This window comes from Mycoplasma sp. 327, assembly GCF_053851655.1.
Genome location: NZ_JBSQBA010000012.1, coordinates 1 through 13,020, shown reverse-complemented (window position 1 = coordinate 13,020; position 13,020 = coordinate 1). Strand labels below are relative to the sequence as shown.

10 protein-coding genes and 2 tRNA genes are annotated in these 13,020 nt (G+C 26.4%); 6 read left to right on the top strand and 6 right to left on the bottom strand.

Annotation, left to right across the window (positions count from 1 at the left end; all coding sequences use genetic code 4):
- Together ACWXVS_RS03030 and ACWXVS_RS03025 are read left to right on the top strand one after the other, a co-directional pair.
- On the top strand, positions 1–1,336 hold a 1,336-nt coding region (locus ACWXVS_RS03030), incomplete at its 5' end, for a site-specific DNA-methyltransferase (RefSeq protein WP_455995009.1).
- Positions 1,323–3,647: a DEAD/DEAH box helicase family protein gene (locus ACWXVS_RS03025; protein WP_455995006.1), complete on the top strand. Its 2,325-nt coding sequence runs from the start codon at positions 1,323–1,325 to the stop codon at positions 3,645–3,647. The genes ACWXVS_RS03030 and ACWXVS_RS03025, both read left to right, overlap by 14 nt.
- 250 nt (positions 3,648–3,897) lie before the next feature.
- Here the strand turns inward: ACWXVS_RS03025 and ACWXVS_RS03020 are convergent, their stop codons facing one another.
- The 3 genes from ACWXVS_RS03020 to ACWXVS_RS03010 all read right to left on the bottom strand — a co-directional run bounded on the left by ACWXVS_RS03020 (position 3,898) and on the right by ACWXVS_RS03010 (position 4,755).
- Positions 3,898–4,497 carry an FMN-dependent NADH-azoreductase gene (locus tag ACWXVS_RS03020; protein ID WP_455995003.1) on the bottom strand — a complete coding sequence of 200 codons (600 nt, stop codon included), beginning with the start codon at positions 4,495–4,497 and terminating at the stop codon, positions 3,898–3,900.
- Between the two features lie 107 nt (positions 4,498–4,604).
- Positions 4,605–4,678: transfer RNA gene (locus ACWXVS_RS03015), tRNA-Gly, on the bottom strand.
- Positions 4,679–4,681: 3 nt separating this feature from the next.
- A tRNA-Gly gene (locus tag ACWXVS_RS03010) sits at positions 4,682–4,755 on the bottom strand.
- Positions 4,756–5,038: 283 nt separating this feature from the next.
- Between ACWXVS_RS03010 and ACWXVS_RS03005 the strand changes: the two genes are divergently transcribed.
- Genes ACWXVS_RS03005 through ligA form a run of 4 tightly spaced genes read left to right on the top strand, consistent with a single transcriptional unit; the run spans position 5,039 to position 9,817 of the window.
- Positions 5,039–5,842 (top strand): energy-coupling factor transporter ATPase, encoded by an 804-nt coding sequence (locus ACWXVS_RS03005; protein ID WP_444705127.1) that lies wholly within the window; start codon positions 5,039–5,041, stop codon positions 5,840–5,842.
- Positions 5,827–6,843: an ATP-binding cassette domain-containing protein gene (locus tag ACWXVS_RS03000; protein ID WP_438340828.1), complete on the top strand. Its 1,017-nt coding sequence runs from the start codon at positions 5,827–5,829 to the stop codon at positions 6,841–6,843. Before ACWXVS_RS03005 ends, ACWXVS_RS03000 begins: the two co-directional genes overlap by 16 nt.
- A 15-nt stretch (positions 6,844–6,858) precedes the next feature.
- Entirely contained in the window at positions 6,859–7,809 is a 951-nt protein-coding gene (locus ACWXVS_RS02995; protein ID WP_438340829.1) for a CbiQ family ECF transporter T component, read from the top strand.
- Position 7,810: 1 nt separating this feature from the next.
- Complete coding sequence (ligA, locus tag ACWXVS_RS02990; protein ID WP_455995001.1) at positions 7,811–9,817, top strand: NAD-dependent DNA ligase LigA; 2,007 nt, start codon at positions 7,811–7,813, stop codon at positions 9,815–9,817.
- Here ligA and ACWXVS_RS02985 read toward each other — a convergent pair.
- The 3 genes from ACWXVS_RS02985 to ACWXVS_RS02975 all read right to left on the bottom strand — a co-directional run bounded on the left by ACWXVS_RS02985 (position 9,803) and on the right by ACWXVS_RS02975 (position 12,904).
- Positions 9,803–11,158, bottom strand: a complete 1,356-nt coding sequence (locus tag ACWXVS_RS02985) for an MAG0480 family ComEC-like protein (RefSeq protein WP_455994998.1) — start codon at positions 11,156–11,158, stop codon at positions 9,803–9,805. The genes ligA and ACWXVS_RS02985 overlap by 15 nt on opposite strands.
- Complete coding sequence (locus tag ACWXVS_RS02980) at positions 11,083–11,598, bottom strand: MAG0490 family ComEA-like DNA-binding protein (protein ID WP_444705131.1); 516 nt, start codon at positions 11,596–11,598, stop codon at positions 11,083–11,085. Before ACWXVS_RS02980 ends, ACWXVS_RS02985 begins: the two co-directional genes overlap by 76 nt.
- Positions 11,599–12,169: 571 nt before the next feature.
- Entirely contained in the window at positions 12,170–12,904 is a 735-nt protein-coding gene (locus tag ACWXVS_RS02975; protein WP_438340833.1) for a YebC/PmpR family DNA-binding transcriptional regulator, read from the bottom strand.
- Positions 12,905–13,020 lie beyond the last annotated feature (116 nt).

The window sequence follows — 13,020 nt, the reverse complement described above, 5'->3', positions numbered from 1 at the left end:
CGGCGAAAACTACGATGCATTAAAGAATTTAATAATGATTGAGAGAGAGAGAGAGCTGCCTTCGCTTAATAAATATGATTTAATTTATATTGACCCTCCTTATAATACCGAATCAACCAAAGATGATGGAAACAGCATTGCGGACAATAATGAAGATGTTAAGGCAAAAAAATTCATTTACCGTGATAAATATTCTCGCAATGGTTGACTTAATTTAATGAATGAAAGATTACAATTAGCAAAAGAACTTCTGAAAGATGATGGAGTTATTTTTGTTTCTATTGATGATGCTGAACAAGCTTATTTAAAAGTTTTGATGGATGAAATTTTTGGCGAGGAGAATTTTATCGTCTCATTTATATGAGAAAGAACAAATCATACAAATCAAGGAAATAGTGGCAAGAAAGTTTTTAGAAATAGCGAGTATATACACGTATATTCTAAAAATGTTTTGTTATTAGATTATTTTAACGAAGGAATTAAATTTGATTTTGATTCAGCACCTCTAAAAAATAACTCTAATAAAGAGACAGAACTTGTATTTAAAGCAAATCAAATATTCATAAAAGAAGATAATATGTTTAATTTTGAAGAATTAAGAATAAGAATAAAAAGTCGTTGAAGTCAGGAAAGAGTAAATAAAGAATTTGACAAAGGAACAAAATTCTTCTTAACTAATAAAAAAGAGCAAACCGTTAGAGTTATGTATGGGGAAGATAAACAAGGTTTTATCGTTCCTAAGTCATTATTAAATACTTCTAAATTATTTTTAGAAAAATATAACAAAGCAACTACTGAACACGGTACAAAAGAATTGAACAGCTTAATTGATTCAAATTTATTCCTATACCCAAAACCAAAAGAATTGATAATGTATTTGATTTCCTTAATTAAAAGTAAAAACATCAGAGTGTTGGATTTCTTCGCCGGATCAGGAACAACAGCTCATGCGGTTTTAGAATTAAATCGCGAAGATGGTGGCAATAGAAGCTTCACTCTTGTTACAAACAACGAAAATAACATCGGTATAGATGTAAACTATGAAAGACTTTATAGAATAAACCACGGGGTTGGTACTAAAAATGAAACTTTTGATTGAATAAAGAAAAACGAACCATATAAAGCAAATTTAAATGTCTTTAACATCAAATACTATGACATAAGTCCAACAAACAAAGATATTAATATTGAAGACTTAGCTAATAAATTAATTGACGTATTAAAAGAGTTTGGAATAACTTCAATAGATAAAAACAATCAACAACAATATATTAATCTATTAAATGATTTATCATCTTTAAAACCAGAGAAAAGAGAAGATAATGAATCTAACTAATTCTCAAGAAAAAGTTATTAATACTTTAATTAATAAAACCATAAATAGCTTAGAAGAAAACGAGCAAAATTCTGTTTATTTTAAAGCCCCAACCGGGTCTGGTAAAACATTTATGATGATTAACTATATTGATAAATTAATTGAATGAAATAAGTTTAATTTTAATCAAAATTTAGTTTTTGTTATTGCAACATTATCGAGTGCCGAGCTGCCAAAACAAATGGAAGAAAACTTCAATGAGTATAAACAATATTTAATAAATAACGATTTAAAAATTACAAGAATTGAAAGCCCTTCAAATATTAATAAAAATTCTAAAGTAGAAAAAAATTATCAGTTTTTTGCTAAACCAAATAATGTTTATATCATGGGCGGAGCATCATTTAAAGCTAACTCAATTTTAAGAGAGCAACATGCTATTGAGGCTTTTTTAGATGAAATAAAGCTGAATGACTATAAATTAATTTATATTCGTGATGAAGCTCACATTGGCGCCGATACTTCTAAAAATAAAAAAGATGAAATTTCATTTGAACAAAATATGCAATTAAGGGCTAATTTTGTTATAAAAATGACAGCAACTCCAACTGATTTAAGTTTAGATCTTATTGAGCTAAGCGAAAAAGATCTATTTAACGATAAAATCAGATTATTAAAAGGTGAAAAAATTTTTAATGAAGGTATTGAAGATAATAACGACATTGCTTATATCGATAACGATATTATTCTCGAACAAGCCTGTTTAAAATTTAAAGATATTAAAAGACAATATAATGACAATAAAAATGAACCTGGTTTAGTCGGCATTAATGCCGCCATGTTAATTCAAGTTGATAACGCTAGCACAGACCCTGAAAAAGAAAAAATATTCAACGAAACGATTGATTTAATAATAAAAAAATTAGAAAAATATTCTTTATCCTGAGTAAAGTATTTTGATCAAAATGATAAAGAATCAAATCTTAGACAAAAAGATAATTTCTCACTTAGAGATATATCTAAATACAATTCGGACACTGATGTGATAATTTTTAAAGTAGGACCAGCAACTGGTTGAAATATACCGAGAGCATGTATGCTAGTTCAACTTAGAAATGTTTCGTCAAAAACATTAAGCGCACAAACTATCGGAAGAATAAAAAGAAATCCCAATCCCTCTTATGATTTTAGAATTAATTCAATTGCTAATAAATACTACATTTATAGCAATGTTGATAGAGATATAAATGACCAAAAAAGACTAATTTTGAAGCCTGAATTTGAAAAAGAAAAATTTATATACGGATCTCTTATAAACAGTAAATCTAATACTATTTTTAACTTAGAATCTTATGAAAGAAAAATTATTGAGCTATTAAATGGTTATTCATTTAATAGTTTTGAATCAAAATACCTTGCCTATCTAGAAGAGTTTTCTCAAAACAAATTCATAATTGCAAATCAAAAAAAATATGGCAATAAGATTGAAATAACCTCAAAAATACAAAATAAGATTCAGATGGAAATGTTTAATTTAAAAACAATTAAGGCCAATAAAGCATTATTTACGGATAATATAATAAACAAGATAAACTCAATTTATGAAACAAAAATTAAACATATAATGGGCAAAACATTTTTCTGATTTTTAATAGTTAAACATGAAATTAATATTTTTAACGATATTTATAAAATGCATATTAAAAAACAGTTAGAAAACAAAGAAATAAAATATGTCTTAAATACTTCAAAATCACTGCCAAACTATTTAATTGAAGTTAAAAGTGATTATATTAAAAAAACAGATGATAAATTTGCTTATCAAGAAATTAATAAAAATTTTGCAAACATTAATTTACAATCAAAAGCCGAAGAAGCATTTGTAAACGAATTAGAAAAATATATACCAATTTTCCCTAAAATAAAAATTTGAGCAAAGAATCCAGTACATAGTGGAATTAATTTTGAATATATCAATAATTTAGACACGAGTAATAGCTATCCAGATTTTGTTATCGTACACGAAAATCATTATATTTATTTAGAAATTAAAACATACAAAAACGACATAGATAAAGAAAAAACTAAAAAGCTAATTGAAGAATATAGAAAATATATTGAAAATAATAGTAATTTAGATTTTAGACTTACACTAGCTGTTATATTTGCTGATATTAAAGGAAATAATTATTACGCAACTGGCGCAAGTACAATAACAAATCTCAACGACCTATTTTTAAAACAAAATAATAATTGAGATGAAAATGGGCAATTTTTCATAAAGGATGTAAGCGTACAATTTTTGCAATTGCTAATGGAAGGCAAAGAATAATAAAAGTTTCATAAAAAATATTTGCTTTAGCTAATTTCTTATTATTTTGCAATAAATTATTAATATTTTTTGTTTTTGATAATTTAGATAAAATATAAATATAAGCTGTGTTGAAGAATGATTGTTCAAAATAACTTAATTTTGCAAAAAATGATGATCTAATTTTTTACCAAAAATTTGGGCTTAAAATAAAAATAAAAAACCAAGCTTTCTCATTATTTTAGAGCTTGGTTTTTAAAATTTTAAATTATTAAAAGTTCATAACCCTTTCTTTAATTTTGTTAATTTTATTTTTAATAATTTCCTCAATTGAATAAGAATTAAATGGTTCTACTTTTGTTGCGTCAATTAAAAGGGTTTCGCTAACCTCTGCACCCAAGAAATTTCAGATGCCCTCTAGGTAAGAAATGTGACTTGCTCAAGGATATCAATCGCATGGAGCTCCCTGAGAAGCAATTATTTGTACCTTTAAATTAGATAGCAAACCTATTGAGCTACCTTTTTTAGCGTATTTATAAGAAAATGTCTTATTAGCAACACAAATTCGGTCGATAAAATTTTTTAACACTGCCGGAACATTAAAATTTATCATTGGGGCTGAAATAATTAATTTGTTGGTTTTTTTTAAAATATTAATATATTTACCTGATAATTCATCATTAAAAAAATCAGAAAAATTATTTGAGTTCATTGGATGTGTTGCCATTTCAAGTTCGTTTAAATCTAACTCCACAATTTCATCATTTTTGTTAATTTTTTTATATTCCTCAACGAAGCTCTTAGTAATAGCACTTGAAACAGACTTCTCTTTTGATATGGGCGAAGAATATAAAACTAATACATTAGCCATAAAACTCCTTTATTATTTATTTTTTAATATTATATAAGTTTTAATTGCCTTATTTTGAATAAATTTAGTTAAATCAAAAAAACTTGGTTTCCCAAGTTTTTTTGAAATGGTGCGGATGAAGGGAATCGGACCCTCGTATTCAGATTGGCAACCTGATGTTCTACCATTGAACTACATCCGCAACTGGTGCAAGTGATGGGAATCGAACCCACGTAGTTAGCTTGGAAGGCTAAAGTTCTACCATTAAACTACACTCGCAATTAGCGTTATATATTATAAACCATAATTTTTGTTTTATCTAAAAATATTTTTTAATTTGTTTATTTTCAGCCAAACTATATTTTAAAAAATCAGAATATTTATAAAAAACTATTAGTTATAAGAAACTACGACACTTGGGTTTTGGCATTAAAAGAAGTTAAATAATATGTTTATAGTTGTTGATTTATATAGTTTTTTTATATATTTTATTGTATACAATAAAATGTCAATTTAAGCATTTTTGAAAAATAAAATTAATATTATATTTATAATTATCACTATGATTGAAATTAAAAAACTTTGTTATAAATATCCTGGTGCTAAAAAATATGCCTTAGATAATATTAATTTTACAATTGAAGATGGGCAATATGTTGCCATTTTGGGACATAATGGTTCAGGAAAGAGCACTTTTTCAAAACTACTTGCTGCAATTTACAAAGCTTCATCTGGGAAAATTATTATTGATGGTCTAGAAATAAATTCTGAAAATTTGGCGGAAATTAGAAAAAAAATTGGTATTGTTTATCAAAATCCAGATAATCAATTTATAGGCGCTACTGTTGAAGACGATATTGCTTTTGGCTTAGAAAATAAAAAAATGTCATATGATGAAATGAACGTAATTGTAAGAAAATATGCCAATGAAGTAGGAATGGGCAATTTTTTAGATAGGGAACCTCAAAATTTATCGGGAGGTCAAAAGCAAAGAGTAGCCATTGCTTCTACTCTTGCATTAGATCCTAAAATTATTATTTTTGATGAAATAACTTCAATGTTAGACCCTCGAGGCCGCAATGACATTTACAAAATAATTCATGATCTGCATTCCAACACCAATAAAACTTTAATTTCGATCACTCATGATATGGATGAAGCCTTGTTAGCTGATAAGTTAATTGTCTTTTCAGGTGGCCATGTGATAGCTCAAGGAAAACCTATTGAAATTTTAAATAACAAACAAATAATTGAAATTGCAAAAATAGATTCACCTTTTATATACAAACTTAGTGAAATGATTCACGGAATTGAGCCAACATATGACGATAAAAAATTATTGGAGACATTATGCAAATTAAAGTAGACAATATTTCAAAGGAATATAACAAAAAGCTTCCTACATATATTAAGGTGCTAGATGGTGTATCAGTGGAAATTAATGAATCAGAAGCAATTTCAATTATTGGACCAACTGGCTCTGGTAAAACTACATTAATAGAGCATCTTAACGCATTAATATTACCCGATGAAGGTTTACTGCATTTTAGTGATGTCCCTTTGTTTAAGAAAGCCAAAAAGCCATCTAAACCAAAAAAACAAAGTGATGATAATGATGAAACATACCAAGCTAAATTAAATGAATATATAAAGAATTTAGAGAAGTTTCAAAAAACTAAAAAAAGTGATCGTGTTGAAATAGTATATACTGATATTGATATTACCAAAAGTAAAAGAAAAATCAAAAATGTTAAAGCATTAAGAAAGCAAGTTGGAGTTGTATTTCAATTTGCTGAATATCAATTATTTGAATCTACTATTGAAAAAGATATTATTTTTGGGCCCGTTTCAATGGGTATTAAAAAAGACAAAGCTAAGGAATTAGCGGCTAAATATATTGAGATGGTTGGTCTACCAATTGATTATCTTAAAAGAAGCCCCTTTGATTTATCAGGAGGGCAAAAAAGAAGAGTTGCTTTAGCAGGTATTCTTGCTATGGAACCAAGATTTCTTGTTTTAGATGAACCTACTGCTGGTTTGGACCCGCAGGGTGTTGAAGAAATGCTCCAGCTGTTTTATAATTTATATAAGCAAGGCACAACTATTATTATTGTTACACACGATTTAGATAATGCTCTTAAATGAACAAATAGAACCTTATTTGTTAAGGATGGGAAGATTATTAAAGACGGTAATACTTATGATATTCTAAGTGATAATAAACTATTATTAGATAATAATTTAATTCCCACAAAATTATTGTCATATGTAGAAAGGCTAAATAATGCTGGTTTTAATATTGGAAAAGTAACAAATATTGAAGAATTGGCGGATAAAATAAATAACATAATTAAGTGAAAAAAATAAAAAGGAGCTATAAATATGGATAAAACAATTATTGGCAAATATCTCAATATACAGACGCCAATTCATAGACTTGATCCCCGACTGAAATTTTTAGCTAACATACTATTTATAATTTTGTTTTTTATTTCTGAACATTATATTACATTATCAATTTTAGTAATTATTAGTATGGTTTTATATGGTATTTCTACTAAATCAGTAATTTCTATTTTTAAAAAAATTAAGTTTCCTATCTATATTGCTATTTTTCTCCTGGTCATTAATATGCTAACTGTTAAGGGTGCGGTAATGTATTACGAAATTGATAAATATGTTCCTCTTTCAACAGAAACAAATGCTGACGCTTTTGTGATATATCGCGGTAAATTAATAGTTAATGTAGTTTATTTTGCTCCTAACAACGATGTTAATTCGATATTTCAATTGTCATTATTCTCAATTCATCGAACTTTTACAATACTTTTGAGAATTTATGGCGTTGTATTAATAACAACAATTTTGACAGTAACAACAAAACCTGTTTTATTAACGAGAGCAATCAATGATTTGCTATATCCGTTAAAAATATTTAGAGTACCGACTGAAATAATTACGATGATTATATCCATTGCCTTAAGATTTATTCCTACTTTGTTAGAAGAATCAGGAAGAATTATGAAGGCGCAATCAAGCCGAGGAGTAGATTTTAAAAATGGTAATTTTAAGGATAAAATAAAATCTTTCATTGTCCTAATGGTCCCACTTTTTGTTTCATCCTTTAATAAGGCTAATGATTTAGCTGATGCTATGACTTCAAGAGGATATGAACCATATGCAAAAAGAACCTATTATCGTCAATTAGTTCCTAATTGAAGAGATTTGATTGCTACGCTAATATTAATGACTCTAACTGCATTGGTTGTAATATGTGCTATAGACCATATTGCTTTACCATCATGGTGAATTGCTTCATTTCAAAAGGTTTAATATGAATGAAAAAGATTTTGAAACAAGAAAAAAAATACTAGAATTACAACAAAAAATAAGTCAATGAGATAAATATTATTATGATTTTGATAAACCGTTAGTTTCCGATGAAATTTATGATATTGAATTTAATCAATTAAAAAGATTGGAATTGCAATATAAACATCTTTTTTTAAAAGAAGAATTAGAGCAGTCGCCAACCAATAAAATTAATGCTAATGTATCTAAAAATTTTGCTAAGGTTAAGCATGATAAATCAATGCTTTCTTTAAATAAGGCATATACCATTGCAGAAATTCAAAAATTTATTGATAATATTAAAAAAGTAACCTCGCATTTTTCTTTTTTTATTGAACCAAAAATTGACGGGCTCTCAATTTCTATTAAATATAATCAAGGCAAGTTAATGCAAGCAGTGACAAGGGGCAATGGGTTAATTGGCGAAGATGTTACCAATAATGTTTTGCAAATAGATAATATTCCAAAAATAATTAATTATAAAAAGCCCCTTGAGGTTAGAGGTGAAATTTTTCTTCCTATTGATGAGTTTAAGAAAATAAACGAAAAATTGCTTAGTGAAAATAAAACGGCTATGGCTAATCCACGCAATGTTGCTGCTGGTACTTTACGCCAATTGGACCCACAGATTGTGAAAGAAAGAAATCTTTCATCATTCTTATATTATGTTGTTGCACCGGAAAAACATAATATTCAAACTATGTATGAATCATTTGAATTTTTAAAAAAGTTGGGTTTTTGTGTTACAGAGCAATCAATCCTTGTTTCTTCTATTAAAGAAATAGAACAATTTATTGAGGAATTCAAGACTAAAAAGTTATTATTTAACTATGAAACTGATGGCATAGTCATAAAACTTAATGAGCTCAAATTTTATGATAAATTAGGTGAAACAGCAAAATTTCCTCATTCAGCAATTGCTTTTAAATATGAGCCCGATGTTGTTTCCACCATATTAAAAGATATTTTTATTACTGTTGGTCGGACTGGCTTAGTTACATATAACGCTTTATTGCAAGAAGTTGAGTTGTCAGGAACAAAAGTATGTTTTGCAACGCTTAATAATTATGAATTTATTAAAAATCTAGATATAAATATTGGTGATGAAATATACATAAAAAAATCTGGTGAGATTATTCCATGCGTTATAGGTTTGGCTAATAAACATAATTTAGAGAAGCTAGAGCCATTTAAGGTATGCCCATATTGTAATAATGTTTTGCTATTTAATGAAACAGGGTTGGAACAATATTGTTTGAATCAAGATTGCCAAGAAATAAAAGTTAGAAAACTTATTCATTTTGCTTCAAAAGAGGCGCTTGATATTAATTCACTTGGTGAAAAAAATATCATATATTTTTACAAAAATGGTTTTATAAATAATATATTGGATATCTTTAATCTTCATAAACATCGTGATGAATTAATTAAATTGGAAAGATTTGGATATTTGTCAATAAACAAAATTTTAAAATCAATTGAGGATATTAAAACTAAACCACTTGAAAATTTGATATTTGGTTTATCAATCCCATTAGTCGGAAAAAGAACTGCGAATATTATTGCTTCAAAAATTCTAAAACTAGAAAATGCCTTAAATTTTAATTTTGAAGTGTTTAGAGATTTTTATGATTTTGGTGATAAGATTACTAAACAATTAATAGAATGATTCTCCAATGAAGAAAACATAAGTTTAATTAAAAAATTAATTGAACATGGTATAAATCCATCATATGAACAAAAAGCAATAACCAATATCCTAAATAATAAATCTTTTGTTATAACAGGCAAGCTTACAAAACCTAGAAGTTATTTTGAAAAACTAATTGTGGAAAACGGCGGCGAGGTACTTTCGTCTATTTCCGCTAATATAGCCTACCTATTAATTGGCGAAAAGGCAGGAAGCAAGCTATCTAAGGCGCAAAAACTTGGTATAACAATAATTAATGAAGATGATTTAAAATTAATGCTAAATTTATCAAACTCCTAACCTTAGTTGGCTATGGAGTTTTATTTTATAAGCCTTTAATAAGGCTATACTAAATATAAAGCACATTAATCATGATGTATCAAATTTTATGATTATGTTTGATTCACTAATTATGTCAATGAACGTATCAAATCAAAGGATGGTATTTTCAATAATGATATTTATCTTAAAAAATAGAAGTGTAATAATGTAGTTTAAGGAAATAATTGGAATAAACAGAAGTTGAATAAAAAAAGAAAAAATATTATAGTTTTTATTAAAAGTGTGAATTATTAAAGTGGAATAAATATGGGCAATTAAAAATACCGCAATTGTTTTAACAAAATATCCTTGTTTTGTTAAAACAAAAATTGTAATAAATATGGATAGTGTAATCAAAAATGATAAAATGAAAGAGTATGAAAACATTATAAATGGATTGTAAAAAACCATTATTAAACCCGTTATTGCCAATAGCGCAATATTGTTTATTTTTTTGTTAAAAATAATTTTATTTAGATATGCTAATATTAAAAAGATTAAAGACCTTGTTGCACTTACATGAAATTCGATTGATATTAAATAAATAATCAATAGAGGAATAGCGATAAAATCTTCAATAAAATAGCCATTTTTAATTCTTCTAATTATTTTGGATATAAATAGATAAATTAAATTAAAATGAAATCCGCTAATAGTGAAAAAGTGAATAATATTAAGATCACTAAGCTTTTTATATATGTTATTAGCTTGATTATAATTGTTGAAAATGATGATATTAAGATAATCTATAACTGTGTGGTTTTTTGTGTTAAAAATTGATAATTTTTCATTTTTTTTAATAAATTCAATATTTGAATTAGTGAGATTAAAAAATAGCCTATTTGCAACTTCAAACGAGCTTAAATTCTTATTTAAAATAAGTGTTCCTTTGATATGAAATGTATACTCATAGTTGTTCATAAAAGTAATATCTATAATGCTTTTGGTCTTAAAAACTTTAAAATAAGAATCCTTATATTTGAATATTAGATAGGCTTTATATTCTCTAATCATATTTAAATCATTATCTAATTTTATCCCGTCAATTTTTGCAAAAATTGACTGGTAAACTACATAGCTTAAAAAAATAATTGAGCTAAAAATGAAAAATGTAATTCAAAATTTAATATTAAAAAAATTAAAAATGCAAATCATTATTAAAGCTAGTGAAATTAAAATAATTTCAATTCTCAATATTAGTATAAATATTAAAAAAGAACTGATGGACGATATTAATAGAATATCTATATATCTATATTTTCTGTTAATATTTGATAAGTTTTTTCACCAATGCCTGGTAGTTGTAATAAATCATCTCAATTCTTAACATTCCTTTCTTTAATATATTCAAAAACTTTTTTTGCAATGTTTGTTTTAATTCCTAAATTTATTAAAATTTGCAAATCATTGATATCTGTTATCTTTAATTTTTTATTTTTAGTAAAGGGAATAAAAACTCTTTCGTTGTTTTTTAACAACTGTGATTTATTTATCTTTTGTAAATCTGCACCACTTTTTAAAATACTTTCTCTTATTAGATCAAAATAATTTGCTCCATCCTTTAAAGTATATTCGCCCGGATATTCCACTGCACCTTCAATAAAAACAGTTATATAATTACTTTTAAAAGAAGATTTGTTATGATGTCATTTATCTATAATTTCTGTTTTAACTACAACGCCACTAATAAGTACAACTGATGAAATAATAAAAAATGAGGCAGTTAGAATAAATTTCTTTTTGTTTATTTTTAATTTCATAAATCAAATTTTTAATAATACACAAATGTTTTTATCTAATATGGGAAAAAATAAAGAAAGTATTAAGAAAATAAATCAAATCTCATAATAAACAAGCAATATTTAAAGAGAATAAATTTTGACATCTCGAATATTTTTTTCTTTTTAAATCATGTCTTTAAATTTCTTTTTTTCAAAATGAATTTAAAATAAAAATCTAAAATTTGTTTTTTATTTTTCAAAAAATAAAGTTTTGGAAATAAACAGAAACATAATTAATAGCTTAGATAATAGAGAGATAGGATATTTTTTCAATATTGAAATCCGAAATTTTTTTAAGTTTCAACAAAAGATGTCGAAAAATGACTTTTTAACGATTTATCAAGAAAATCAAGGAGTTTGTAAATTAATATAATAACGAAGAAATTGCATTATAAAAAAATGCCCATATTAAGATTTTGTCAAGTCAAATTCTTAATATGAGCTAAACTGTCTGAAAAAATTTTACAAGTTTATTTTGTGCATTTTTAAAACATTTCTCTTGGTCTAAAAAAGGTTTTAAATATTAATAATTATTAAGTAGAACTAATTTTTATTCAATAGTTGTTGCATTATGTCAAACTTCCTGAACATCTTCATCATCTTCAAGTAAGTCGACGAATTTTTCGAGTTGCCCCATTTTTTCTTCATCGATTTCAACCTCGCTATTTGGAATATATGTAACTTCAGCAGTTGAATAGTTATCAATTTTCAGAATCTCATCAAGAGATTGTTTGACTTTTTGAAAATCTGATGGATGGGTAATAATAACATATAAGTCATCTTCAACCTTAAAATCTTCAGCGCCGGCTTCCAAAACGGTAGTCATTACTTCTTCTTCGGAAGCCAATGAAATTGGAAATTCAATTAATCCTTTTTGGTCAAAAACATACGGAACAGTACCTTGTTTTCCTAGCTGTCCATTATATTTATTAAAATAGTGTTTAATGTTAGATGATAAACGGTTAAAGTTGTCGCTTAAACAACTTACTACAAAATTTATACCACCAAAGGCTGTTCCTGAATATAGATATCCTTGAAAGTTAGCGCCTTCCTTTGAACCACCTGAAACTTTCGAGATTGCTTTTTCAATATTTGCTTTGGGCATCGATTTTGCCTTTGCCTTAGCAATTGCTAATTTTAGTGCTGGATTTGAATCTGGATCTGGGCCGCCAATTGTTGCTGCTACAATAATTTCTTTAGAAAATTTTTGAAACATTTGCGCTCTCTTTGAATCCATTGCAGCTTTATGATGTTTGGTAGTTGCTCATTTTGAATGTCCTGACATTTCTTTAATGCTCCAATCTTAAATAAATAAATTGTAAATAATATTAGTTTATTATACCAAAAAACGTTAAATTGCAACAAAAATGAGCCACCTAACATATATAGTAAAATGTTATA